At 69.5% G+C, this 25928-nt stretch carries 16 protein-coding genes; 5 read left to right on the top strand and 11 right to left on the bottom strand.

Annotated features, from left to right (window positions below; all coding sequences use genetic code 11):
* Positions 1-75: 75 nt before the first annotated feature.
* Complete coding sequence (locus tag G6O54_RS29325) at positions 76-474, bottom strand: response regulator (protein WP_165231640.1); 399 nt, start codon at positions 472-474, stop codon at positions 76-78.
* A gap of 274 nt (positions 475-748) precedes the next feature.
* Here G6O54_RS29325 and G6O54_RS29320 point away from each other — a divergent pair, with 274 nt between their 5' ends.
* Positions 749-1591 carry an alpha/beta hydrolase gene (locus G6O54_RS29320; protein ID WP_250847151.1) on the top strand — a complete coding sequence of 281 codons (843 nt, stop codon included), beginning with the start codon at positions 749-751 and terminating at the stop codon, positions 1589-1591.
* A gap of 45 nt (positions 1592-1636) precedes the next feature.
* On the opposite strand, the gene trpE is transcribed toward G6O54_RS29320, so the two are convergent.
* Positions 1637-3136 (bottom strand): anthranilate synthase component I, encoded by a 1500-nt coding sequence (gene trpE / locus G6O54_RS29315; RefSeq protein WP_165231634.1) that lies wholly within the window; start codon positions 3134-3136, stop codon positions 1637-1639.
* Positions 3137-3415: 279 nt separating this feature from the next.
* On the opposite strand from trpE, the gene G6O54_RS29310 reads away from it, so the two are divergent.
* A complete protein-coding gene (locus tag G6O54_RS29310) occupies positions 3416-7276 on the top strand; it encodes a glycosyltransferase (protein ID WP_165231631.1) in 3861 nt (1286 codons plus the stop codon).
* A gap of 94 nt (positions 7277-7370) precedes the next feature.
* Here the strand turns inward: G6O54_RS29310 and G6O54_RS29305 are convergent, their stop codons facing one another.
* Positions 7371-8318, bottom strand: coding sequence for a class I SAM-dependent methyltransferase (locus G6O54_RS29305; RefSeq protein WP_165231629.1), 948 nt, complete (start codon positions 8316-8318; stop codon positions 7371-7373).
* A gap of 670 nt (positions 8319-8988) precedes the next feature.
* Between G6O54_RS29305 and G6O54_RS29300 the strand changes: the two genes are divergently transcribed.
* The 3 genes from G6O54_RS29300 (at position 8989) to G6O54_RS29290 (ending at position 15148) form a co-directional block, all read left to right on the top strand.
* A complete protein-coding gene (locus tag G6O54_RS29300; protein WP_165231627.1) occupies positions 8989-12957 on the top strand; it encodes a glycosyltransferase in 3969 nt (1322 codons plus the stop codon).
* A 103-nt stretch (positions 12958-13060) separates the two neighbouring features.
* A complete protein-coding gene (locus G6O54_RS29295) occupies positions 13061-14293 on the top strand; it encodes a class I SAM-dependent methyltransferase (RefSeq protein WP_165231625.1) in 1233 nt (410 codons plus the stop codon).
* 135 nt (positions 14294-14428) lie between these two features.
* On the top strand, positions 14429-15148 hold the full coding sequence (locus G6O54_RS29290; RefSeq protein WP_205679078.1) for an arginyltransferase: 720 nt from the start codon (positions 14429-14431) through the stop codon (positions 15146-15148).
* A gap of 1 nt (position 15149) precedes the next feature.
* On the opposite strand, the gene glnE is transcribed toward G6O54_RS29290, so the two are convergent.
* From glnE to G6O54_RS29250, 8 genes are all read right to left on the bottom strand, one after another.
* On the bottom strand, positions 15150-18284 hold the full coding sequence (glnE, locus tag G6O54_RS29285; RefSeq protein ID WP_165231623.1) for a bifunctional [glutamate--ammonia ligase]-adenylyl-L-tyrosine phosphorylase/[glutamate--ammonia-ligase] adenylyltransferase: 3135 nt from the start codon (positions 18282-18284) through the stop codon (positions 15150-15152).
* Between the two features lie 4 nt (positions 18285-18288).
* Positions 18289-19020, bottom strand: a complete 732-nt coding sequence (locus tag G6O54_RS29280; RefSeq protein WP_165231622.1) for an SMI1/KNR4 family protein — start codon at positions 19018-19020, stop codon at positions 18289-18291.
* An 11-nt stretch (positions 19021-19031) separates the two neighbouring features.
* A complete protein-coding gene (gene miaB, locus G6O54_RS29275) occupies positions 19032-20480 on the bottom strand; it encodes a tRNA (N6-isopentenyl adenosine(37)-C2)-methylthiotransferase MiaB (protein ID WP_165231621.1) in 1449 nt (482 codons plus the stop codon).
* 222 nt (positions 20481-20702) lie between these two features.
* Positions 20703-21641, bottom strand: a complete 939-nt coding sequence (locus G6O54_RS29270; protein ID WP_205679077.1) for a cation diffusion facilitator family transporter — start codon at positions 21639-21641, stop codon at positions 20703-20705.
* Between the two features lie 5 nt (positions 21642-21646).
* On the bottom strand, positions 21647-22573 hold the full coding sequence (locus tag G6O54_RS29265; RefSeq protein ID WP_165231620.1) for an ABC transporter ATP-binding protein: 927 nt from the start codon (positions 22571-22573) through the stop codon (positions 21647-21649).
* A gap of 84 nt (positions 22574-22657) precedes the next feature.
* Entirely contained in the window at positions 22658-25012 is a 2355-nt protein-coding gene (locus G6O54_RS29260) for a DUF8725 domain-containing protein (RefSeq protein ID WP_205679076.1), read from the bottom strand.
* Positions 25013-25123: 111 nt separating this feature from the next.
* Complete coding sequence (locus G6O54_RS29255) at positions 25124-25447, bottom strand: MazG nucleotide pyrophosphohydrolase domain-containing protein (RefSeq protein ID WP_165231618.1); 324 nt, start codon at positions 25445-25447, stop codon at positions 25124-25126.
* A gap of 55 nt (positions 25448-25502) precedes the next feature.
* Entirely contained in the window at positions 25503-25772 is a 270-nt protein-coding gene (locus G6O54_RS29250) for a hypothetical protein (protein WP_165231616.1), read from the bottom strand.
* Between the last annotated feature and the right edge of the window lie 156 nt (positions 25773-25928).

The raw sequence follows: 25928 nt of genomic DNA, 5'->3' as shown, positions 1-25928 counted from the left end.
GCTTCCCTGTCGGCGGTAAGAACCCTATTACGGTGAGCTTCTTCCTTGCCGAGGTAATACCCCCGGGACGTCGCCTCACTCCGGCTTGCCGATGAGGGACGCGATCGTCTTCACGTCGACCGGCTTGGTGACGTGATGATCCATGCCCGCCTGCCGCGACCGCTGGCGATCCTCCTCCTGCCCGTAGCCCGAGACCGCGATGATCATGGTCTCGTCGAACCCTTCTTCCCGAAGGGCCCGGGCCACCTGGTAGCCGTCCATGTTGGGGAGGCCGATATCCAGCAGGATGGCGTGGGGAGCAATCGCCCGCGCGGCCCGCAGCCCATCATGGCCGTCGAAGACCGTGTGGACCTCGTAGCCCATGAGCTGGAGCAGCCGCGCCAGACTCAGGGCCAGGTCGCGGTTGTCATCAACGATCAGGACGCGAGGGTTCCCCGCCTCTCCGCTCGTCGATCGGGCTGGGTCTGAAGTCAATGCATGCTCCTTCATGACGCAGCGAGTCTTTCAAGAAGGTTGCGCGAGACGACTGGAATCATGCAGCAATTGATCTACCCGTTAATTCAACGGATTTTGTCCGCATCGTCAACCGGTCGGCCCCCCCGGGGGGTGGAAAATGTCCTGATCGTTGCCGAACTGACCTCGCCGACCGGCGGGACCGTCGCTAGATTGCGCCCGGAGCCGGAGAGGGGAGATCCGGATAGGTCTTGTGAACGGTCCGAGCCAGGCGGGGGGAAGGATGCCTGCAACCTTGTCTGAATCGTGCCACGATACCGTGGTCTCTCGCGATGGGGTCGCCCTTCGGGTTCGCACCTGGCCGGTGGTGTCGCCGCGGGGCGTCGTGGTGGTGGCCCATGGGCTCGGGGAGCACGGCGGGACCTATGCGCCCATCGCGGAGGCGGTCGGGATGCCGCTCGGGCTCGAGTTCGTGGCCGTCGACTTCCGGGGGCACGGGATGAGTCCCGGGCGTCGCGGCGTGGTCCGCCGCTACGAGGACCTCGTCGGCGACCTGGCGGCCGTGGTCGAGTGGGCGCGGGGCCGACGGCCGGGCCTTCCCGCGTTCGTCCTGGGACACTCCAACGGCGGGCAGGTCGTGCTCCGTTATGCCCTGGAGTCGTCGTCTTCGCTTGCGGGAGTGATCGCCTCCAACCCGTTCATCCGGATCGCCATGCCGGTCCCGCCGGCCAAGCTCCGGCTCGGCAAGATGCTCCGTTCGGTCGCTCCCTGGGTCACCCTCCGCTCCGACCTCCCGATCGACAGCATGACCCGCGACCCGGCGATGAAGGAGATGTATCGCACCGACTCGTTGCGGCACAACCGCATCAGTCCGAAGCTCTTCTTCGGGATGGTCGAGGGGGGCGAGATGCTCATGGAACGGGCCCCGGAGCTCCGCCACCCGCTCCTGATGATCGTGGGCGGCCAGGATCCGGTGGTGAGCCCGCTGGCCACCCGCGATTTCTACGACCGCGTCGGCGCGGTCGACAAGACGCTGCTCCTCTACCCCAAGATGCTCCACGAACCGTTCAACGAGATCGGCCGGCTCCAGGTGTTCCAGGACGTCTCCCGCTGGATCGAGCCCCATCTCGGCGGATGATCGGGACGAGTCGAGAGCCCTCCGGGACCGTGGAGTCCGCCTCGTTCAGAGCTGCGATTCGGCGATCTCGATAGTCTTCAGGAGGACGCGAGCCTTGCTCACGGTCTCCTCGAATTCGGTGGGGGGATGGCTGTCGAAGACGATCCCCGCGCCGGCCTGGATGTAGGCCGTCTTCCCCTTCAGGACGAGGGTCCGCAGCGCGATGCACGTGTCCATGTTGCCCGTGAAGTCGATGTAGCCGACGGCCCCGGCGTACGGGCCGCGGCGGGTCGGTTCCACCTCGTCGATGATCTCCATGGCGCGGACCTTGGGCGCGCCGGAGACGGTCCCCGCGGGCAGGCCGGCACGAAGCGCGTCGAAGGCCGTCTTGCCGGCCTGCAGCTTGCCCGTGACGTTCGACGTGATGTGCATGACGTGCGAGTAGCGCTCCACCCTCATCACGTCGGAGAGCTCGACCGTGTTGTAATCCGCGACCTGCCCTACGTCGTTCCGGGCCAGGTCGACCAGCATGATATGCTCGGCCCGTTCCTTCGGGTCGGCCAGCAGTTCCTCGGCGAGGGCCGCGTCCTCGTGCTCGTCCTTCCCCCGCCGCCGGGTGCCGGCGAGGGGCCGGATGGTGACCTCACCGTCCTCGACCCGGACGAGGATCTCCGGCGAGCTGCCGATGAGCGAGAAGTCCTCGAAGGTGAGATAGAAGAGGAACGGGCTCGGGTTCACGACCCGGAGCACCCGGTAGATGTTGAACGGGGTGGCCGAGGTCTCCAGCTCGAAACGCTGGCTGGGGACCACCTGGAAGATGTCGCCGGCCCTGATGTACTCCTGGCAGTGGCGGACGATCTGCTCGTAGCCGTCGCGGGTGAGGTTCGACCTCGGTTCGAGCCGGACCGGCCCCTCGGTATCCAGGTCCTTGAGCGGCAGCTCCGCGGCCGGCGAGGAAAGCCGCTCCACCAGCTCGTCGACCCGGCGACAGGCCAGGTCGTAGGCCGCCCTCGGATCCGCGCCGGGCTCGACGTGGGCCTGGGCGACGACCAGGACCGTCTTGCGGATGTGGTCGAAGATGACCATGCGGTCGAAGAACGAGAACGACAGGTCCGGCAGTCCGCGGTCGTCCTTCGGTGCCGACGGCAGGTTCTCCGTGTACCGGACCGCGTCGTACGCCGCATAGCCGACGGCCCCACCGGCGAACCGCGGCAGCCCGGGGAGATGGACGGCGTGATAACGGTCCACGAGCCGCTGGAGGTCCGCCAGCGGGTCCTCGGAGCTGTACGAGCGGGACGACCGCGGGTCGACCAGGTCCTCCACGGCGACCTCGCGCCCCCTGGCCTCGAACCTGAGGAACGGCTCGGTGCCGAGGAAGCTGAAGCGGCCGACCTTCTCGCCTCCGATCACGCTCTCGAAGAGGAAGGACGGGGCCGATCGCTCGATCCGGCCGAATGCCGAGACCGGTGTCAGGCTGTCGCCGGTGAGCTGCCGATAGACGGGAATACACCGCGAACCGCCACTTACGCGGGCGAAGTCGTCGAATTCTGGTCGATGAGACGTCATGAAAGGCGCATTCTGCCAGGCGTTCCGGGATCCCCTCAGTTCGTGAACGTTAACAGCCCAAAGGCGATGCGGCAAGCCTCCCGCCCTTCGGATTGACAGCCTCGGGCAGTCTTGTCAAAGTCCGGGCGGAACGGTCGAGGATCCCGACCCGGACCATCATCGCATTCGCTCGCACACGAGCCATTTCCCAGCGCTCCGCGGGGCCACGGAGCAACGCCGGTCCGCCTGGACTCGAATCGCGCGGCGAATCCCGCGGCTCGGATTGGAGGCACGCTAAACATGGATGTTGCAGGCAGTTCCGAGGGAATCCGGGGCGGCGACGCCGTTTCGGATCGGCGGCTTCCCGGGCTCGACGGCGGCCAGGTGCTGCAACAGGCGGCGGTCGTCGCGCTCCGCGAGGAGATCCTCAAGCTCAGGCTCGAGAACTCGCGCCTGGGTGAGGCGGGCAGGGGGCAGGCCGCGGCCTTGCAGGGGATGCACGCGGCCCTCGAAGCGACCCGCGCGTCGATTGCTCCGGCCGCACCGCCGCCGCCACCGGCGCCGGAGTCGATCCTCCTTCAGAAGGCGCGTGTGCTCCGTCGCCGGCTATTCCGCGAGGGTCACCTGTCGGGCCGTTGCTGGCATGCACTCTCGAGATTCCTCGAGATGGCCGCGACCGACGGCACGGTCGTCGCATCGGGCCGGGCCGCCCGGAAAGTGGCGCGGAAGATTCGAAGGGCCGCGAACCCGCCCGCGGCCGCGACGCCGCCCGTGGCCGCGATGCCCGTCGAGCCGCCCCCCCCGCCGGTCCTGAATCGCTTCGAGGACCTCCCCTGGCGCTACCACGCCGCCCATGCGCGCGACGGCCGGAGCCGCCATTACAAGGTCCTCCTCGGCTCGCACTCCGCGACCCGAACCGGAGCGCCGGCCTGCTTCGTGCAACTGGCCAGGGAGCTGTCCCGGCTCCCCGGGGTGGAATGCTGGATCTACTCGCAGGACGGGGGAGAGCTGGCGGGGGAGTTCGCCGAGGTCGCCCCGATCCTGTTCCACTCCGACCTCATCGCCGCGGGGATCCCCGCCGAGGCCATACCGGACGAGCTGGCGCGTCGATTCCGCGACCACGCGGGCCCCGGCGTGGCGATCCTGAACACGATCGTGATGCACCGATACCACGCGGCCTTCGCGGCCCACGGCGTGCCGGTCCTCTCCTGGATCCATGAGCTGCAGCTCTCGATCGAGTATTTCGGCGGCCGCACCGCCACCGATCGGATCGCCGCGGGGAGCCGCCGCATCATCGTCCCGGCGGAGGCCGTCCGCCGGGTCCTGGTCGAGCAATACGAGGTCGACCCGGCACGGGTCATGACCTTCCGTTACGGACTGGAGGCGAGGACCCGCGACCTGGAGTGGCAGCGGAAGGACTTCCGTCGAAGGGTCCGGGCGGAGCTGGAGATCCCCGACGGCGCGCCCATCGTCCTCGCCTGCGGCACCGTCGAGCTCCGCAAGGGGGCTGACCTGTTCTCGCGCGTCTGCCGCCGCGTGCTCGAGAAGGCGTCCCCCGGCGAGCCCGCCGCCGAGGCGCGCTTCCTCTGGATCGGCAGCGGACCCTACGCGTTCTTCCAGGACTGGCTCATCCAGGACATCGAGCGAAGCCTGCCGGCGGGCCGGCTCCTGTTCGCCGGCCCCCGCGACGACATGGTCCCCTACTTCATGGCGGCGGACGTCTTCGCGCTCACGTCGCGCGAGGATCCTTGCCCGTTCGCGAACCTCGAGGCCATGGAGAGCGGCCTCGCCGCGGTGGCCTTCGAGGGGGCCGGCGGTGCCCCGGAGGCGCTTCAGGACGCCGGGGTCTGCGTGCCGTATCTCGACGTGGAGGCGATGGCCGACGCCATCCTGGGACTCCTCCGCGACCCGGAGCGCGCCGCCGCCATGGGCCGTCGCGGCCGGGAGATCATCCGCGGCGAGTTCACCTGGCCCCGGTTCATGGGCCGATTCGTGCGGACCCTGCGGGACGACTACGGCTACCACGTCGAGACGCCGCTGAAGGTCTCCGTCATCGTGCCGAATTACCGGCACGCGCCCTACCTGGAGGAGCGGCTGCGGGGGATCTTCAACCAGTCCCGGCGGCCCTGCGAGATCATCTTCCTCGACAACGCCTCGCCCGACGACAGCGTCGCGGTGGCCCGGCGGCTGGCCGAGGAGTCCCCGGTCCCGATGCAGATCGTCGTCAACGAGGAGAACAACGGCAGCCCGTTCCTCCAGTGGCTCAAGGGCCTCTCGATGGCGACGGGTGACCTCGTCTGGATCGCCGAGGCCGACGATTCCTGCACGCCCGATTTCCTCGAGCGGCTCGTGCCGGAGTTCTACGACCCCGAGGTGAAGCTCGCCTACTGTCAGTCCGCCCTGATCGATTCGAAAAGTCAGCGGCTGGCCGACACGTTCCTCGCCCACACGGATGACATCTCGACGACCCGCTGGCACCGCCGCTACATGGCGACGGCCGAGGACGACGTCGAGCTCGCCCTCAGCCAGAAGAACACCGTGCCCAACGCCAGCGCGGTCGTCTTCCGCCGCCCGGAACGGCTCGACTTCGCGGACGAGCTCTCCCGCTACCGCTTCGCCGGCGACTGGCTCTTCTACGCGCTCCAGATCCGGTCGGGGAAGATCGCCTACCTGCCCAACGTGATGAACCTCTATCGCCGCCACGAGCAGACCATGACGCACCAGGCGGTCCGGTGCGACATGTATGCCGCCGAGACCCTGCAGGTGAAGGCGCGGATCTTCGAGATGTACCCGCTCTCCCGGAACGCGATGGCGGGGAGCCTGGCGCGGAGCATGATGGAGTACGGATCGCTCGCCAGGGAGTTCGGGCTCGAGCCCCCGCGGCTGAGCGATCATGCGGCGGTGAGGCTGCCCCTGGAGCGCCTGCGGGGACTCCTGGAGGGCCCCGACTCCCCGGCCGGCCGGCCTCGGGTCCTCATCATCCTGGGCGACATGACCGCGACCGCCGGGAACATCTCGACCATCCACCTCGCGGCCGCGCTCGCGGAGGAGCACGAGGTCTTCCTGTGCAACGTGAGCCCGTCTCGGATCGACGCCGGGATGGAGGCGATGATCGACCCTCGGGTCGTCTACCTCGAGGGCACGCCGGGCCCGAGCACCTGGTCCGCCTGGGCGGAGGGCCAGGCCCTCCTCGCCGACAGCGGCGAGCGAAGGCTCCGGCTGCTGGGAGAGCTCGTCGAGTTCCATCGGATCGACGCGATCCACGCCCAGGGCGAGGGTGCCGGCCGCCTGGCCCGTATCCTCGCGGCGAACGCCGCCATACCGTGGTTCGGTCGCGCCGAGGACTCGGCCTCCGCGCCGGATCTCCCTTCCGGGGACGGCCCCGCGGCGTCCGGCCTCTTCTTCGATCCGGACGCATGCCCCGGCGGCGCGGACCGGATCGAGTCGGACGATCGCCCGCCGCGGATCCCCCTGCCGATGGGGTTGCTCGCGGATCGGCTCCCGGGTTCGACTCGCCGACGGGACGAGGGGGACGACGGGGACGTCCGCTTCCACGTCACGGTCGGGCCCCCTTCGCCCGATCCGGCCTGGCACCGCGCCGTCGTCGCGGCCGAGATCCTCAACGCCCTCCCGGCCGAGGACCGGTCCGGTCGCCGGGCTCGCCTCGTCCTGGTGGCGGATCAGGCCGCCGGCTCGATCCCGCCCGAGGTGATCCGCGAGTCCCGAGCCCTGGTCCTCCGCGGAGGTCGCATGGATCGGCTCGCCGCGCTCGCCGACTGCGACGTCCTCCTGTCGCTGGGGGGCGACTCGGCGGAGGCGATCCGCCTGGAAGCCGCATTCGCGCTCGGATACGGCATCCCGATCATCGCGGCCGGGCCGCTCGACGACTCGATCTCCGTCGAGGCCGAGGGGGCCGGTGCCATCCTCTCCGACCAGGAGGGGGGAGGGAGCCTGACCGTCTCGCTCGCCGCGGCCATGCTGCGATACCTCAAGGACCCCGGGCTGGCCGCCGACCACGGCCGCCGCGCCAGCCGGCTGTTCAAGCGGCGGCTGGATGCCACCAAGGCCGCCCGGGTCTGCTCGCGGGCCCTTCGCGCCTCGATCCGGACCACGACCCCCGCCGCCGGCTCGGACGTGCCGCCGGCTCGCCAGTCCGCGTGATCGCCAGGAAATCCCTCGGGCCCCAAAGCCGAAGAGCCGGGTGACGCACTTCGATGCGTCACCCGGCTCTTGTTGTTCGGAGAGACAGCCGTCGTCAGTCGACCTTCTTGACGACCCAGAGGTCCTGGTGGCCCCACCATGCGGCCTCGCGGAACCGGGCGATCGGGGCGCCGACCGATCGGAAGAGCTCCTGGATCACGAACTGGGGCGTGGAGAGGGTCGACCCGTACTCGACCGTGTCCAGGTCGTCCTGCTCGCTGTTGGCCCGGAACAGGAATCCGTCGGCTGGGATATCCTCGGGGGTGATGCCGAAGGCCACGGAGCTCTTCACGCCGTGGGTGGTGAAGATCAGGTAGCCGGGGCTCTTGAGCGTGGAATAGAGCGCCTTCAGCCAGCGTCCGAATGAAGATCGCGGCATGTGGGAGAAGAACGAGAGGGCGAAGACGATGTCGTACGCCACCGGCGCGGCGAACTGCTCGGGCTGGCTGGTGGACTGGAGCGTGCGGACGCCGATCGGCCCTTCCAGGAACTCGATGGCCTCGCGATGGATGTCGCAGCTCGTCAGGTCCCATCGCGGGTTTTGCTTGAGGTGACGCGTCACGCAGCCGTAGCCCGAGGCGAATTCCAGGAGCTTCACCGGCCCGTCCGCGGGATAGCCGAGCTCCGAGACGATCTCGTCCAGCTTCCTGGCGGACGAAGCCCCGTCCGAGAAGTAGTACGAGGTCGCCGCCGGCAGGGTGAGGTTGGGATGGCGGCAGATGAACCAGTAGATGAAGTCCTGGGGGTGGACCGCGGCGACGACCCCTTCCGCGGACGCGGCCTCGCCGTTGAGCCGGAGCATCTCCTCGGTGAGGATGCCCGCCTCCGGCGGGTTCGGATTGGCGACCTGGGGCGGAGCCTCGGCTTCGGGCTGGGGCGGAACCGCGGGCGTGTGCCCCACGTCGGGTCCGGGCCCTGAACGGCCCGGGAAGAGCCTCCTCATTCCTCGCTTCAGGGTCGTCCCCGCGCGGCCGCGAAGGCCCGGCAGGCGCGATGGCGACACGACGGTTTGATCGCTCTCGTTCATCCTTGCCCCGTTTTCTTCCTGGAATCCCGGGGCGACCCCGCGCCGATGACGTATCGGACGCCTGCCGGATCCCTCGGGAGCATCGGCCCGCATCCGCCTCGCTCCCCTCCCGCAACCTCCGCGACCGGGGGGAGCGGGGCGAGGGTGGCTCCGATTGGGTCTCGAGCCACATGATGATCCGGTGAGATTAACGCGACTTCCGTGCAGGTCAAGGAGAACAGGTTGGGCGAGGTCATCACGTGAGGTGATGCTTGCGAGAGCGGGCCCGCTCCGCCGGTTTTCGGGGTTGCCTCATCGCCCGCGGGCGAATATACCTCACCGCCGGACGGACCCGGCATGGAGTGCACGGGCTGTCGCCTGATCGCCCGCGGCGACTGACCCCGCCGCGCGGCCCAAGCGGGTCCGGGCCTGCGACAGCCATGTTCAGATGATCGACGCGCTCGAGGTTCGCCTCGAGCGTCGGGGCGACCTTGCCAGCCGCCGCGCCACCGGCGAGATTCCCCGCCGACCCGTCGGAGCAGGCGAGAACGGGGGAGGACGACAGGGTGCTCGCCGCGTCCGCCCGCGGCCCGGCCCGGCCCCTGCGGACGCTTCGGACTCCCATGGCGGCCGCACCGCCGCAAGTCCAGCAGATGAGGAGAGAGACTTGGCTAGCCAGGCACGCCCATCGGACGGCTTCGCGGACCTCCTCGGAGAGCACGCGGAGGAAGGCAAGTTCCTCCGGACCCACGCGTGGATCTTCGATGCCTACCAGCAGGAGATCCCGTCGCTGCTCCGCGGACTGCGGATGGAGCGGGCTCGGTTCGAGGAGATGGCCGGGCGGCCGACGTTCTCGCTCCTGGCGACCCTGCGGGACGCCTCCCCCCGTCACCTCGAGGAGTTGATCCTCTCCTGCCGCTGCCAGTCGTACCCCGACTGGGAATTGATCCTGGTCGACGACGGCAGCAGCCGCCGCGATCACCTGAAGCTGGCCCGGGCCTGGTCGCGACGCGACCCGCGGATCCGCGTGATCGCCTCGGAGATCGCGCGGGGCGCCAGCCACGCGAAGAACCTCGGGCTCTCCGCGGCGACCGGCGGATGCCTCGTCCCGATCGATGGCGACGGGGTCCTCCACCCGATGGCCCTGGGGCTGCTCGCCAGGCACCTGCACGAAGACCCGGCCGTGAATCTGGTCTTCACCAACGAGATGGAGATCGATTCGGACTGGGTCGCGCCGACGAGGATCCTGCTGAAACCCCCCTTCGACTCGTTCACGCTCCTCCGCTTGCCCTACCTCGGCAGGCTGGTCGCGGTCCGGCGGGACCTGGTGGAGGAATGCTCCGGAGGAGGACCGGCCTTCCGCGAGGCGCTCGAAGGGGTCGAGGAGCATGACCTCTGGCTGCGAATCGCCCGCAGCGGCCGCCTCAACGCCCGGCACGCGGCCCTCTTCGGCTATTACCGACGCGTCGGCTCCGCCGCCCGCGCGCTCGGGAATCCGGCCACGCTGGCCGCGAGGCGACGGCGGCTGCTCGAGGATCATGTGCCCCGGGCCTTCCCCGGCGCCTCCTGGACCGCAAAGGTCGCGACCGAGGCCGATCCGCTCGCCGCCTCCAGCGTCTGGATCACCGACCTCCCGGGCGTGCCGACGCCCCGCCTCCTGATCGTCATCCCCTTCAAGGACCAGGTGGAAACCACGATCCAGGGCCTGGAGTCGATCGAGGTGCAGGAGCATGCCCTCGACGTCCTCGTGGTCCTCGTCAACAACAACTCGTCGAGGCCGGAGACCCGCCCCCGCCTGGTGGAGTGGCTGGCGAGACGCCGGTCGGTCCGATACGAGCTGCTCGACGACCATGGCGCGTTCAACTTCGCCCGGCTGAACAACGCGGCGATCGAGCGATTCGGCCTCGATCGGGACCTCCTGCTGTTCATGAACAACGACGTCGAGCTGTCCACGCCATGCGCGCTCCAGGTCATGGCGATGCAGCTCCTGGCGGACCGCACCGCCGGGTTCGTCGGGATCAAGCTCCATTACCCCGGCGGCCAGGGGATCCAGCACGGCGGCGTGCGGTTCATCGAGCGGGTCCACGGCTCCGGCTACACGCTGATCGCACACGCCAACGCCGCCGAGGAGTTCGTCGACATCGAACGGGTCAGCATGTGCGTGACATTCGCCTGCGCCATGACCCGCCGCGAGACGTTCGAGTCCCTGGGGCGGCTGGAGGAGCGGTTCTTCCCGAACGGGTTCGGCGACGCGGACATCTGCCTCCGGGCCCTGGCGGCGGGCTATCGCCACTATTACCTCGGCAGCGTCGAGGGGACGCATCACGAATCGATCTCACGCGGCTCGGCGAACGAGGACATCGAGTTCACGTGCTTGCACGAGCGCCACGGCGGGATCATCGCCGAGTGGCGTATGCGGCACCTCTATCACGCGGTCGGACATCCGTGGCTGCCCTCGGCGCCCCAGGACGCGGCGTCGCCGGGCGGCTACGCCCTGGTGCCGGCCGGCCACCACGGCAGGGCACCCCTCCGCTATCGGGTCGCCGACAGCGTCGTCGGGGTGATGAAGCGCCTCCTGGGCCCGGCCTACGGTCGCGCCCGCTCGGCGGCCGTCCGGTCGGCGAAGTCGCTCCGTCGCCTGAACTCGCGGGCGACCGTCTACTCCGCGCTACGCCTCGCGATCAAGCCCATACCCGTCCTGGGCCCCGCCTCCGCCGGGGTCGCCCGGCTGGCACGCCGGACGGTGGCGGGGGGGCGAGCCGCCCGGACGATCGCGGGACATCTCAGGCGTGACCCGGCCGCGGCGCGGCGGCTCGCGCGCTCCTTCCGCGAGGGAGGGGCAACCGGCCTGCTCCAGGACCTCTGCGACCAGATCCCCTCGCTCAACCTGCAGCCCCGGCTCGCCGCCCTCCGGTTCCGCCGCTCCACGCCGTCTCCGGGCCAACTTGCCGCCCTCCGGGGCCGGGCATGGCCGGGCGACGCGCCGCGGTTCTCCGTCGTCATGCCCGTCTACGAGCCGCGCGAGGATTGGCTCCGGCAGGCCATCGATAGCGTCCGCGATCAGACCTACCCGAACTGGGAGCTGATCTGCGTCGACGACGCCAGCCCGTCGCCCCACGTGCGCCACACCCTCGACGAGCGGGCGTCGCGCGACTCGCGGATGGTCGTGGTCCACGCCGAGGCGAACAAGGGCGTGGCGGCGGCGACGAATCGCGGGATCTCGACCGCGGCCGGGGACTACATCGTCTTCATGGATCACGACGACGCGCTCGAGCCCCACGCCCTCCAGGCGTTCGCGGAGGCCATCCTCCGGGATCGGCCGGACATGCTCTACAGCGACGAGGCGATCGCCGGCGAGCGGCTCGAGAAGGTCATCCGGGTCGACCTCCGGCCCGACTTCTCGTACGACCATTACCTGGGGCACCCCTACTTCGTCCACCTGGTCGCGGCCCGCGCGGAGATCGTCCGGGCCCTGGGCGGCCTTCATGAAGGCATGACGATCTCTCAGGATGTGGACATGAACCTCAGGCTCGTCGAGGCCTGCGAGAGCATCTGCCACGTCCCGGAGGTCCTCTACCGCTGGCGGACCCATCCCGGCAGCCTGGGGCACCGCAAGATGGACGAGTGCACGGACGCCTCGCGTGCGGCCCTGGAGCGCCATTTCCTCAGGACCGAGCAGCGGGCGGAGATCCAGGACCGGATCCACTTCAATCATCGCGACATCCGCTACCCGGCCGCGGCGGGGGGCCGGATCGCGATCCTGGTCTCTCCCTCCGATCCGCGGCGGCTGGATGAGTGCCTCGCCGGCCTCGAGCGGACCGTCGACCGGTCGCTCGCGGAGGTGATCACGCTCGACGCGCCGAAGGGGCAGGGGGCGGCCGCCCGCGTCAGCGAGGCGATCGCCCAACTCGGCGGCGGCTACACGCATTACCTCCTCCTCGACGACTCGATCCGCGCGAGCGACCCGGGGTGGCTGGAGCACATGCTCGGCTTCGCCGACCGCCCCGACGTCGGGGTTGTCGGCCCGCTACTCCTCAACGAGCGCCAGGACGTGGAGCACGCGGGCCTTTCCATCCGCGGCGATGGCCGCGTGACGGCCTGCCGACGCGGTTCGCCCTTTCGGCACTGGATCGCGGGCCGCAACCCGGGCAACGTGGGAGAGCTACTCGCCAGCCATGACGTCTCCGCGGTGAGCGCCGCGTGCCTCCTCACGAGGGCCTCGGTCCTGGAAGAGCTGGGCGGATTCGACCCCCGATTCGAGGCCGGCCTGCACGACGCGGACTACTGCCTCAGGGCCGCGGAGGCGGGGTACAAGGTGATCCTGGACGTCTACGCGGTGCTCGGCATGGCGGGCGTGGGGACGGAGCGTCACCACGGCGTGCTGGGGCGGCCCACGCGCGAGGACGAGCTGAGATTCCTCGAGCGTCACCGGGCCCGCATCGCCGGGGGGGACCCGTTCGATCCCCTGGCGGACGATCCCCGATCGCGGGGGCCGCGGACGATCCTCAGGGCCCTGCCGGCGTCGCCGAGGAGGAGCCGGACGGCACGCGTCGAGCGACATGCGGCGGACGCGGCCGGGCATGGCCCGCACGCGGTCTCGCACCGCGATGCCGTTGCACGTCGCCTCGAATCTTGACGGGGCGGCGGGCCGAGCGTCGGCGACGAGGCCGAAGATCAATCGCGTGAAGATTGACGTATCGAAATGACAGGGCCCGGGGCAGGAAAGTCGAGTAGCGATCATGGAGCACCCTTCCCATCTCTCCCCGGCCTCATTCTGGGCGCCGGAGCACGTCGCCGATCCTCATGCCTGGGTCGGCCACATCCCCTTCGCCTTCTGGCTGGTCGAGGCGATCCGCCCGCGCTGCCTGGTCGAGCTGGGGACCCACTCCGGCAACTCCTATTTCGCCTTCTGTCAGGCGGTGAGCCGCCTGGCCCTGCCGACGCTCTGCCACTCGGTGGATTCGTGGCGCGGCGACGACCAGGCCGGCCATTACGGGGACGAGATCTACGAGGCGGTCGATTGCCGCAATCGGAACCACTACGCCCACTTCTCCACCCTCCATCGCTGCCTCTTCGACGAGGCCGTGGATCGCTTCCCGGACGGCTCGATCGACCTGCTCCATATCGACGGCCTGCACACCTACGAGGCCGTGAAGCACGATTTCGAGACCTGGTCCCCCAAGCTCTCCGAGGATGCCGTCGTCCTCTTCCACGACACGGACGTCCGGGACCGGGGATTCGGCGTCTATCGGCTCTTCTCGGAGCTCTCCGATCGGCATCCGGCCTTCGAGTTCACCCACAGCTACGGCCTGGGCGTCGTCGCGGTGGGCCGGGTCCCCGACCGCCTGTCGGGCCTGCTGAAAGAGGGCTCGGATCGCCCGGCGCGCGACGAGATTCGCGCCTCCTATTCTCGGCTCGGCGAGGCGGTGCTGGATCACGCCGTCAGGGCCGTGGTCGAGGCCGTCGCGGCGGAGCAGGGCCGCGAGCTCGCGCGGATCCGCTCGCTCCAGGAGGGGGTCCATGCTCGCCTCGACGAGGTCCTGACCGGGATCAACGCGCTCGGGGCGGCCGACGAGGCCTATCGGATCCTCCGAGAGGAGTGCGACAACCTCGTGGCGAGGCTCGACTCGGTGGGCGAGGAGAATCGGCGGTACGCCGCGGAGATCGTCCGGATCGCGTCCGAAAAGGGGCGGATCGCGTCCGAAATGGGGCGGATCGCGGCGGAGAAGGGGCAGCTCGAGGAGAAGCTCGACCGGGCCGAGGAGCGGGTCCGGCTCGGGATCGAGGAGGGACGCAGGCTCTCCGGCCTCGTCCGGGACCAGGAGGCCGCGATCGCGGAGATGCAGGCGAGCCTGGGCTGGAGCCTGCAGAATCGGGCCCGCGGCCTCCGCGACGCGCTGTTCGGTCGCGACGGTGGCATGGCGCGCGGCCGGGCCGCGATGGCGCGGTTCTTCCGCTCCTCGCCCGGCTGACGCGACTCCTGGACGAGGATCCCGACGCCTTCGCGGCGGTCGATCGGGCGGAGCGAGGATCGCGGTCGTATAATCGAGCGACCCGCGGACACCCTGGCTCCATCGACCGCACACGAGGACCGAAGGTCCAATCCATTGCCATCGACTTTCCGGATTCTCGCCCCCGACGAGCCCTGCAGCTATCTCCCGGGCCGGATGGCCCGGATGGAGTACGACTACGTCTCCGAGCTGACGGCCGACGAGTACGCGACCGTGATGCTCGCCGGCTGGCGGCGGTTCGGGCACATGCTCTTCCGGCCCCGCTGCCGGCTCTGCGACGCCTGCCGCTCGCTCCGCGTGGACGCGAGCCGGTTCCACCCCAATCGCAGCCAGTCGAGGAACCGCAAGCTCAACGAAGGAAGCGTGAGCCTGGAGATCGGGCCCCCCCGGATCACGCCGGAACGGCTCGACCTGTACCAGCGGTTCCACGACCACCGGGCCGAGACCCGCGGATGGCGGGAGCGCCAGGTTGATCCGCTGAGCTATGCCGAGTCGTTCGTGGACAATCCCATCCCGACGGAGGAATGGGCCTTCCGCATCGACGGCCGGCTCGCCGGCCTGGGCTTCGTCGATCCGCTGCCCGTCGGGCTGTCGGCGATCTACTTCGTCCACGACCCGGCCGACTCGCGCCGCGGCCTGGGGACCTGGAACGTCCTCACCCTGATCGAAGAGACCAGGAGGCGTGCGCTGCCCCACGTCTACCTCGGCTACTGGGTGGCCGAATGCGCCTCGCTGGCCTACAAGGCCAACTTCCACCCGCACGAGATCCTGGACCTGGGGGGCAACTGGCGACCGAGGAGGCCGTCGGGGCCCTGAGCTAACCGCCGGCCGTGCCGGGCCCCACAAGGGCCTCGAAGGCCGACCGGACGCGGACGCCGTGCCGGGCCGCATCGGCCAGGAAGACGGCCACCGGGTCGCCGACTCCGGGCCGATCGTATCCGAGCCGGCGGGCCAGGCCGAGCAGCTCGTCGTGATCGTCGGGCAGGTCGGCGCCGGCCCGGTTGTAGATCAGCCGCAGCCGGCCCTCGACGGTGCGGAGGAAGTCGTAGGCCTCGCGGAGGTGGGCCAGCATCGGGTCCGGCACGAGGCCGACGCGACCCAGGGCATCGAGCGCCTCCCACACGTTCGGCCGTACCAGCTCGGGCTGATCCGCGGCGTGGATGAGCATGAGATACTGGACGATGAACTCCACATCCACCAGGCCGCCGATGCCCCGCTTCATGACGCTCCGTGAGCTGGCCCGCTCGAGCTTCCGTCGCATCGCGATCACGTCCGCCGCGACGGCCGCGCGGTCGAAACGGCGGGCGAAGAGGCCGCGGAGCATGTCGCCGACCGCCCGGCCGAACCCCCCCGTCGCATGGATGACCCGGGCCCGGGTGAGCGCCAGCCACTCCCAGGTCTGGGCCGAGACCTCGAAGTACTCGCGGAACCGCGAGAGGGTCACGGCCAGGGGGCCGGAGGCGCCGTAGGGGCGAAGCCGGGTGTCCACGTGATACACGGCGCCGGTCGAGGCGTCCCCCGACAGGGCCCGGAGGACGCGCTGCGCCGCCTCGGCGAAGAGCTGGTCGTTGGAGATGACCCGCTCCGGGCCGGCGCTCTTCCCGTCCTCCTCGTGGAGGAAGACCAGGTCGAGGTCGCTGTGGTAGTTCAGCTCTCGGCCGCCGAGCTTGCCCAGGCCCAGGATCGCCCAGCGGTCGCGGCGGCCGTCGCTGCTCCGCTGGGGGATCCCATGCCTCAGGACGCTCTGCTGCCACTGGTCGCGGGCCACCTGGCCGACGATCGCCTCGGCCGCCTCGGCCAGCTCCCGCGTGACCTGGCGGATCGGCTCGCGGCCCAGGATGTCCCGGGTCCCGATCCGGATCCACTCCTTGTTGCGGAAGCTCCAGATGATGTGGCTGAGGGCGGTCGCCCCCGAGGTGAGCTCCGCCAGCTCCGCCTTGACCGCCGACCCGGGTACCGGCCGGTCGACGACCAGCGAATCCATCAGGTCGTCGATCATCCCGGGATTGCTGATGAGGATCTGCGACAGGAACTGGCTGGTCGCGCAGAGGTCCACGTAGAGCTTGAGGCTGGGGGGATTGAAGTTGAACAGCTCCCAGAGGATCGCCTTGGCCCCCAGCGAGGCCGAGACCTTCTCCAGGTTCGTCAGCGTCATGTCCGGATCCGCGGTGCGGCCCACGGCCTGGAGGAGTCGGGGGGCGATCGCCGCCAGGAAGTGGCGGCACCTCGCGTGCGATAGGAAGGGGAAGTCCTCCCGGGCCAGGGCCATGAGGTTGTGGTAGGCCGTCGCCAGGTCCCGGAAGGGATACCGCCCCAGGACCTCCGCGATGTGATCCTCGGTCGGGTCCGGGTCCAGCACCAGGTCGACCACGGGGTCGACGGCGGAGTCGTCATCCTCGTCGAGGAAGGCATCGTGGAGGACGTGATTGAGGATCCGGCGATTGAGCTCGGTCTTGCTGCGGTAGTCGGCGAAGAACCTCCGGGCCGGATCCCCCCAGTCCTCGAACGGGGCCGCCGGCCGATATCCCATCCGGATGGCCAGGGTGCGGAGCGCGTCCAGGGACCGGGGCATCTCGTGGGTCTGGCGGTCGAAGAGGATCTGGAGCCGGTGTTCCAGGCGGCGGAGGAAGCGGTAGGTATCGTCCATGATGCTCCGCTCGTCGGTCGTCAGGCTCCCGACCTGCTCCAGGTTGTGGATCGCCGTCAGGGTGTTCGCGGAACGGACGACGGGGTACTCGCCGCCGTGGAGGAGCTGGAGGAACTGGACGACGAACTCGACGTCGCGGATCCCGCCGTGTCCGGTCTTCACCTCGAACCGGTCGCGCCCCGCGCTCACGGTCCGCTGCTCGATCCGCCGCTTGAGGGCCTTGATTTCGGAGATCTCCGCGGCCCCCAGGTAGCGGCGATAGACGAATGGCGTGATCGCCTCGAGGAACGTCCCGCCCAGGTCGAGATCGCCGGCCACCGGGCGGCACTTGATCAGGGCCTGCCGCTCCCAGGTGCGTCCCCGGGTGACGTAATAGCCCATGGTGGCGTCGAACGAGCTGGCGAGGGCCCCCTGTTCGCCGTCGGGCCGGAGCCGCATGTCAACGCGATAGGCCACGCCCAGCTCGGTGTGCTCCGCGAGGAGGCGGACCACCTCGGTCCCCATCCTGGCGAAGAACTCGGCGTTGGACACGACGCGGGGGCCGTCGGTGCTCCCGCCCTCGTCGTAGAGGAAGATCAGGTCGATGTCCGAGCTGTAATTGAGCTCCCGGCCGCCGAGCTTGCCCAGGCCCAGCACCACGAACCTCGCCGGGGCGCCGTCCTTGCGGCGGGGCGTACCGAATCGCTCCTCCGCCGAGGCCCGCGCCAGCCGCACCGCGGCCTCGGTGCAGGCATCGGCGAGGTTCGACAGGTCCAGGGTGATGAGCTCCAGGGGGAAGCCGCGGACGATGTCGTTGTAGCCGATCCGCAGCGACTCGCGGAGCCGGAAGCGGCGGATGACGAGCGAACGGTCGCGGTCCGTGGCCGCCACGCCCAGCTCGTTCCAGAGGTCCTCGATCAGGGCCGCCCGATCGCGGCGACCGGCCCCGCGGCGGAGCCAGTCGATCAGGGACGGATCGCGGATGAACAGCTCGCTGAAATGCTGGCTGGTGCTGAAGACCTGGAGCAGGACCTCGGTGGTCTTGGCGTTCTCCGCCAGCGTGCGGAGGGTCGGCACGGGGTCGGACCGGGCGGCGATGAACCGCTCCAGGTTGGCCAGGGCCATGGCCGGCTCCGGGCTCCGCGGCAGGACGTCCAGGAGCTGGACGGCGATCCGATCCACCAGCTCCAGGCCGTCGGGGCCGGCGTGCGCCATCAGGTCCTGGAAGACGCCGCGGGCATGCTCGGTGTCGCGGATGCCGAGCGCCCTGAACCAGCCCCTGAGGAGCTCAGGGTCGTCACGATAGGCGGGCGACCATTGATTCATGATTTCACTTCGGCGAGAGATCGGGGGAGACGTGCTGGAGGTGTCGGAAGAGGAGCTCGACGTCCTCGGCGCTCAGCCCCAGGGACTCGGCGGCCTCGCGGTCGTCGGCGCGGGCGTGCATGAGCCGCGCGGCCGGGCCGGCGAATGGCCTCAGTCGCTCCGGCAGCTCCGGCGGCGGGGTGAATCGCCGATGCGCCTGCCAGGGGTCTCCCAGGCCGATGAAGTCGGGGGCCAGCCAGTACTCGCGCCCCCCCTGGCGGAGCAATTCCAGGAACCACTCCTCGAAGCTGCGGGCGATGATCCGGGGTGGCGAGCCCGAGCCCGGATCGCCCGACGTGAAGATCGGAGAGCCGCCTCCCGGCCAGCGATAGGCCAGGTCGATGCAGACCGTCTCCACGTTGGGGTTGCCGATCTCGAACCAGCTCTCGGGCTGGACCAGCAGGTCATCCATCCTCGAGAAGACGACCATCGGGCCGATCGCCGAGATCGGGTGGATCAGGGGGCCGTCCAGGTACAGGCCGTTGGAGAGCATCAGCCAGGCGCGCAGGCCGGGAGGCAGCCGGTAGGCGTGGCGATGCTCCCAGCCGTCGATCGCCCTGGGCTCGGCGCCCGCACGGGTGGGAGAGTCCACGTCGCCGAACCCCGCCTCCAGCGCCTCCGCGCCGGGTGCGAGCCCCTCGTCGATCCCCCCCCAGGCCATCCAGCAGAGCACCAGCTCTCGGAGCTGGCTCGTCATCGCCACTCCCTTCACGCCGGGATGCCGGCACGGTCCTCGGCCGAAACCCGGCCGAAGAGCGTCACGGCGCTCGCGTCCTCGATGCTGACCCGGACGAAGCGGCCGGCCAGCCCTTCGCTCCCCTCGAAGACCACGATCCGATCGCAGGCGGTCCGCCCCATCCACTGGCTCATCCCGTCCCAGCCCTCGCGACGCGCCGTCGATCGGCTCGGGCCCTCGACCAGGACCACGTCCGTGGTCCCGATGAGCCTGCGATTGTCTTCCAGGCTGATCGCGGTCTGGATCGCCAGCAGGTCGTTGTTCCGCCGCTTCTTCACCTCCTCGGGGACGTCGTCCGGGAAGAGTGCGTCGGCCCTCGTCCCCTGCCGCCGGCTGTACTTGAAGATGAAGCTATTCTTGAACCTGGACCTCTCCACCAGGCCCACGGTCCGCTCGAACGACTCCTCGGACTCCCCGCAGAAGCCGACGATGAAGTCGCTGGAGACCGCCACGCCCGGGATCGTCTCCTTCATCCGGGCCAGCATCTCCTCGTAGAACGACGACGAGTACATCCGCTTCATCCGGCGGAGGACCTCGTCGCAGCCGCTCTGGGCGGGGACGTGGATGTAGCGCGAGGCCGTGGGCAGGTCGCGGACGGCCTGGAGCAGGTCGTCCGTCATGTCGTTGGGGAAGCTCGTGATGAACTTGATCCGCTCCACGCCCGGGATCTCGTCCAGGGCGTAGAGCAGGTCGGACAGCCGCGTCGTCCGGCCGTCCCCCTCGCGGAACTTGTAGCTATTGACGGTCTGGCCCAGGAGCGTGATCTCCTTCACCCCCTGGGCGGCGAGCTGGCGGGCCTCGGCGACGATCGCGGCCGGCGGCCGGCTCTGCTCCGGGCCGCGGACCGACGGCACGATGCAGTACGTGCAGAACTTGTCGCAGCCCATCATCACCCGGACGAAGGCCTGGAAGGGGCTGGGCCTCATCGCCGGCTCGCGGTCGGGGTCGTAGCCTTCGAAGCTGGCCGAGATGGTCTCTCGCGACCCGGCGGTGCGGGCCAGGCTGAGGGCGAGCTGGGGCGCCCCCTCCGCCTTCGCCTTCTCGAGGAGCTCCGGCACCCGGCCGATCTGCCCCGGGCCGATGATCACGTCCACGTGCGGGGCCCGCCTGAGGATGGCCCCCTGGTCCTTCTGGGCCATGCACCCGAGGACCCCGACGGCGACCTCCGGCCTTCGCTTCTTGATGTGCTTGATCCGGCCGAGGGCGCTGTACGTCTTGTCCTCGGCATGCTGCCGGACGGAGCAGGTGTTGTAGAGGATCGTATCGGCCTGGTCGATGTCGGTCGTCAGCTCATAGCCCTCGTCGCGGAGGCGGGCGATCACGAGCTCGCTGTCCAGCAGGTTCATCTGGCAGCCGACGGTCTCGATATAGACCTTCTTCCGGCGCCCCGGCTCTCCACTCGAAATCGGATCATCCGCCATCGCCCGCGGCTCCCGGGTGCTCGCACGATCGCCACCCCCCGGTGGCCCGCCTGGATGCATCCTCGGGGCCCGGCCGACGCCGGGCCTCGGAGAAGCTTCGGCCCATTTCCAGGGCCCGATTCTACCAATCCGTCCTCGCCATGGGAACCGCCCCAGCCGCGGCAAGGACGCCCGTCGACCGGCCGCGCCCCTCTTCGGTCACGCCTCCGACGGCTCCGGCGGCTAGGCTTCGTGGGCGTGCGGATAGGGCTCCAGGTGGACCAGGACGTCGCGGACGTTGCCGAATCGCGCGAGGAGCCGGTCCTTGACGACGTGGCTGATGCGATGGCCGTCGTCCACGGTCCTCGTCGCGTCCACCTGGATGTGGATGTCGACGAGGAATTCCAGGCCCGACTTGCGGACCCAGAGCTTGTCCACGCGGCGGACCCCGTCGACCTCGGCGGCGCTATCGCGGATCTCCTCGACGAACCCCGGATCGGCCTGGGCGTCCATCAGCTCCTGGGCGCTCGACCAGAGGAGCTTGGCCGCCGTGTTGACGATCACGAACACGACGAACAGCGCGGCCAGCTTGTCCACGATCAGGAAGCCGGCCCCGCCCAGCCGGATCGCCGCCAGGCTAAGGAAGACCGCCAGGGCGCTGAGCGCGTCCGCCCGGTGGTCCCAGGCGTTGGCGATGACCGCGCTGGAGCCGGTGCGCCGGCCGACCCGGATCTTGTACTGGTAGAGGAGCTCTTTGACCGCCACGTTGGTCCCGGCGATGAACAGGGTCCACAGGGGCGGGAGCGGGCTGTCGTGTTCGCTGGTCAGGGCTTCCCAGCCCACGAGCAGCGCCGAGACGAGGACGAGGACCGCGACGTTGGACCCGGCGATCGCCTCGGCACGCGTATGGCCGTAGGGGTGTTCCGCGTCCGCGGGCTTCTGGGCCACGCGGAAGGCCAGCAGGACCACCAGGGACGTGAACACGTCGCCCAGCGAGTTCACGGCATCCGAGATCAGGGCGAACGAGTGCGCGATCAGGCCGCCCACGAGCTTGGCCACGCCGAGCGCGACGTTCACGGTGAACCCCAGCCAGGTCGCGTTCACCGCCTCGTGATAGAGCGCGCGCTTCGTCTCCGCGCCGCGCGATGCGAGGTCGTTCCCGGTCGGCGATTGGTGCGACACGGCGGTCAGCTCGTGATCCCCTTGGTCAGGTGCATGAACGCCGTCTCGAGGTTGATCTCATCCTCCTTGAAGAGGGTCAGCTCGAATCCCTGGTTGACCAGACGGTTGGCAAGGAAGCCGTACTGGTGGACCCCTTCGTGGAGCTTGACGATCAGGACCCCGTTCTTGTCCTCGACGGTCTCGACCTCCGGCTGGGCCTCGAGCAGGTTCGCGGCGTCGACCTGGCGGTCGCTCACGGCGACGTTCAGGACGATGTCGCTGCGGACCTGCTTCATGACCTCCGTGACCTCGCCGTTGACCAGCAGCTTCCCCTGCTCGATGATCCCGATCTTGTTGCAGATGTCCGCCAGCTCGGGCAGGATGTGGCTCGAGACCAGGATCGTCTTCCCCATGGCCCTGAGCTCCTTCAGGAGCGCCCGCATCTCGATCCGCGCCCGCGGGTCCAGGCCGGAGGCGGGCTCGTCCAGGAGCAGGACCTGCGGGTCGTGGAGGAGCGTCCGGGCCAGCCCGAGGCGCTGCGTCATGCCGCGGGAAAGGCTGGTCACCAGCGCGTCCCGCTTGTAGGTCAGGTCCACCAGCTCCAGGACCTCCTCGCAGATCTTCCGCCGCGCGGCCCCCTTGATCCGATAGGCGGAGGCGAAGAACTCGAGGTACTCGATGACCTTCATGTCGTCGTAGACGCCGAAGAAGTCCGGCATGTACCCGATGACGCGGCGGATCTCCTTCGACCCGGTGTAGATCGAGTAGCCGCAGACCGTGGCCTCTCCCCAGCTCGGGTTGAGCAGGGTGGCGAGGATTCGCATCGTCGTGGTCTTCCCGGCCCCGTTGGGGCCGATGAAGCCGTAGACGTCCCCCTGGTTCAGGGTCAGGTTGAGGCGGTTGAGGGCGTAGAGGTCGCCGTACATCTTCGTCAGGTCGTTGGTCACGAGCATCGCGGGACGCCTCGGTGTCGGTCGTGCGGAGATAGTGTCTGGATCATGGCGAGGCGGCCGCGGGGCTCGCCCGGCCGGCCCGCCTCAGTCTCGGTTCGCGATCGAGCCGCCATCGCCGGCCGCGAGGCCCGCGGCGGCCGGCGCGGCCTTCTTCACGGACAGCGGCAGGATGATTCGCAGCAAGGTGGTCTGATCGATCCTGGGCCGGTTCGGCACGTTCTCGAGCGCGACCTGGGCACCCGGCCGCTTGATCCGCGCCACCAGCATCGGCCGATCCAGCGCGAGCTGGCCCGTGAGGTCCAGCTCGTTGAGCAGGGCATTCCCCAGGTGGACGCCATTGGCGTGCCCCGACTCGCTCTCGTGGAACATCGCGGAGAGCATCAGGTTGCCTCGGTTGATCGAGGGCCGGTCGTTGCCGTGTCGCTCCGGCATGAAGCTCCCCGCCCGGCTCCGAAGCTCGCCCGCCAGGTTCCGGTCGCCCATCAACTCCACCTTCACCGTGGCGCCGGGGGCGATCTCGTCGAGGAGGTACACCTGCTTGCCGAAGGCGAGCAGCGCGTCGACGAGGGGATAGCCGAGTCGATTCGTGATCGTGCCGGCCAGGCGGTCGGTCCCGATCGGCCGCAGGCTCGATTCGACCAGGGGGCCGGTCCGGGCGAACCACCGTGCGGTGAACGACCGCGTGCTCCAGATCGGGATCCGGACGTTCTCGAGGCGTTCGAGCATGCCGGCCGGCTCGTACGAGTACGAGCCTCCGACCAGATTGAAGCGCCGGTTGCCGCCCCCCATGGCGCCGAACTGGGCCTCCGGGACGCTGAACCAGCTCGTCACCAGCTCGGTCCCCGACCGCGGCCGCGGCGGCCCGTCGGCCGGGCTCGGCCCGGCATCCACGGCGATCTCCCCCTCGCGGTCGGGCGCGATCGGGACGAAGCCCACCCCGTAGTCGCGATTCTGCGGACTGAACAGGGTCGCCACGGAGCGGCCCCGGAGCAGCCCCGCCTCCTGGTCGACGTCCACCACGTCCACCTTGTTGACCAGCAGGTCATTCCCCTTCAGCTTGTAGGCCGCCAGGTAAGCCGCCAGGCTGACGGCCAGGACGATCAAGGGGAACGTGATCCAGGTCAGCTCCATCCGCCGGACGACCTTCTTGAGGAACAGGTAATCCCCGGGCCCGATCAGGAGGATGTAGAGGAAGATGAAGAACGCCACCCAGCCGAACGGGACGAGCTTCACCCCGGGAAACTGCTCCAGGCCGATCCGGAGTTGGCTGGAAAGGTCGGTCACCCCGGAGTGAGAAATCCTCCCTCCCCCCATCATGCCGGCGGCCGTCTCGCCCCCGACCTGCTCGTTGCGAAGGTCGAGGGCACGAGCCCAGAACAGCCCCCGATCGGGCCACTCCGAGAGCAGCTTCTGATCCACGTCCATGCCGATCAACGTCACCCTGCCGAAGCCGTACGCGCCCCGCACGACCAGGTGGAGATTGCCCAGGAAGGCCAGGATCTTGCCCCGCTTCGAATCCGCCCCCTCGAGCTTCGTCACGAGCACCGGGGGCGTGCCGACGGGCATCAACGGCCGGGTCGAGGACGCGAAGACTTCCAGGGCCTCCAGGGACTTGAGCGACTGCTGGCCGTTCGGAGTCGCGGGGAGGATCGGGCCCAGCACGCTGTCCCGGACCGCCTGCCAGTTGCTCCCGACGGCCACGACCAGGTGCCCGCCGTGGCGGACCCAGTCGACCAGCGACTCCCCGCGGAGCCCCTCCAGGGCCTTCATCGCCTCGCGATCATTCGTATCCAGGACGATCGCCCGGGCGGCGTCGTAGCCGTACCAGCGGCCGGGGAGCGAGGTCTCCGGCGACTCGATCCGCTGGATGGCCAGGCTCGACGTCCCTCCGGCAACCCCCGGCGCGTTCGGGCCGAACCCCGGCAGGTGCTGGATCTGCTCCACCCCCATCGGCTGGCCGAGCGTGAAGAGGAGCATCTCGGCGGGCTGGAGCGCCTGCGGCGGCGTCCGGAGGAACTGCTCCTCCCTGGCCTCGAGGACCCGATTGCCCTGGGCGTCGAGGAGCCTCAGGGTGAACTCGGCCTCGCGCCCGCCCGGCCGGGCGTAGGTCGTGAACGTATTCGTCGCGCCGGGGGCAAGCTCCGCCGGGATCCGGTAGGACGTCAGGATCCCGTCGTCATCCGGGACGAGCAGCTCGATCTGGCCGGTAAACCGCTCCGCCCCGGCGTGGAGCTGGATCCGGACGGGAGTCCAGCAACCCACCTTGAAGGAGTTCCGGTTGTGCGTGTCCTCGCCCCCCAGGCCCACGCGCACGTTCTGGATCTCGACCGCGGGGGCCGCTCCGGCCGGGCTCGGGAATAGGATGGCCGTCGCGATCAGGGCCGCGACGGCGCAGGGGATTCGATTGCGGCGGGGGCTCGTCGAGGGTAGCAAGCTCATGGTGGCGGAACTCGGCTCTGGCGGCTGGGTCGCTTCGTCATCCCGAATACGACCGAGCGGGGTCGAAGGATCGATCGGGCTCCGGCCTTGCCCGGCGGGGAAGGCGGAGGATCAGGGCTTCTCGGCCGGGTCGCAGACGCACGGGATCGCGGAGCAGTAGCTGCATCCCCGGCCGTACTTCGCCGCCACGGCGGCGTCCAGATCGACCCCCCGGATGTTGGCGAGCGTCGCCAGCCAGGCGAGCACGTCCGCCATCTCGGCCGCGAGCTCCTCCTTCGTGCCGGACCGGAGCGCCGTGGCCAGCTCCCCGAATTCCTCGGTGAGCCAGAGGAACGTGGCCGCGTCGCCGCGTGCCGCGTCCTTCGCGCCATAGGTCTCGCGGATGATCGCTTGCAGTCCGGTGAGGGTGATCTCGCCTCGGTGACCTTCGCTCATCGCACCATCTTACCGACGCGCGGAGAGGCGATGCGAGGTCAAACGCCCCGGCGACTCAGTCATCCGCCCCATGGCTGGCGAAGACCGGCGCCGCCATGGCCGCCTCGAAGCCCTCGGAAACGCCGTCGATCCCCCTCGTCTCCACCTCGGCGATCAGGGCCAGCTCGGCCTCGAATCGGAAAGCCCGGCGGCGATCCGCCGCCTCCACCAGGAAGATCGTCGGCTGCCTCTTCTCGACGATCTTGTGGACGATCACCCCCTCGGTGAACTGCCCGGTCGTCAGCTTGAAACGCACCAGATCACCGAGCGCATAGGGCCGGTTCATGAGCTCAACCTCCATGTTGAAGCCGTCGGCGGGGAGCCGATCTCGGAGTTCCTTTCCACCCTGGATCGTACCAGATTCCTCAAGCCTGTCAGGGCCAATTCCTGAGGCAGGATGGAGGCATGATCGCGCCGGCTCGTGGGTCTCACCTGGCCGCAA

This window comes from Aquisphaera insulae, from assembly GCF_011064615.1.
In the GTDB taxonomy this organism is placed as follows: Bacteria; Planctomycetota; Planctomycetia; order Isosphaerales; family Isosphaeraceae; genus Aquisphaera; species Aquisphaera insulae.
This window is presented reverse-complemented; position numbering and strand designations above follow the sequence as displayed.

What these genes read in the sequence shown, in the direction of transcription:
- trpE (WP_165231634.1), bottom strand. Translation starts at nt 3,136, where the DNA reads ATGACGTCTCATCGACCAGAATTCGACGACTTCGCCCGCGTAAGTGGC.
- G6O54_RS29310 (WP_165231631.1), top strand. Translation starts at nt 3,416, where the DNA reads ATGGATGTTGCAGGCAGTTCCGAGGGAATCCGGGGCGGCGACGCCGTT.
- G6O54_RS29295 (WP_165231625.1), top strand. Translation starts at nt 13,061, where the DNA reads ATGGAGCACCCTTCCCATCTCTCCCCGGCCTCATTCTGGGCGCCGGAG.
- glnE (WP_165231623.1), bottom strand. Translation starts at nt 18,284, where the DNA reads ATGAATCAATGGTCGCCCGCCTATCGTGACGACCCTGAGCTCCTCAGG.
- G6O54_RS29280 (WP_165231622.1), bottom strand. Translation starts at nt 19,020, where the DNA reads ATGACGAGCCAGCTCCGAGAGCTGGTGCTCTGCTGGATGGCCTGGGGG.
- miaB (WP_165231621.1), bottom strand. Translation starts at nt 20,480, where the DNA reads ATGGCGGATGATCCGATTTCGAGTGGAGAGCCGGGGCGCCGGAAGAAG.
- G6O54_RS29265 (WP_165231620.1), bottom strand. Translation starts at nt 22,573, where the DNA reads ATGCTCGTGACCAACGACCTGACGAAGATGTACGGCGACCTCTACGCC.
- G6O54_RS29260 (WP_205679076.1), bottom strand. Translation starts at nt 25,012, where the DNA reads ATGAGCTTGCTACCCTCGACGAGCCCCCGCCGCAATCGAATCCCCTGC.
- G6O54_RS29255 (WP_165231618.1), bottom strand. Translation starts at nt 25,447, where the DNA reads ATGAGCGAAGGTCACCGAGGCGAGATCACCCTCACCGGACTGCAAGCG.
- G6O54_RS29250 (WP_165231616.1), bottom strand. Translation starts at nt 25,772, where the DNA reads ATGAACCGGCCCTATGCGCTCGGTGATCTGGTGCGTTTCAAGCTGACG.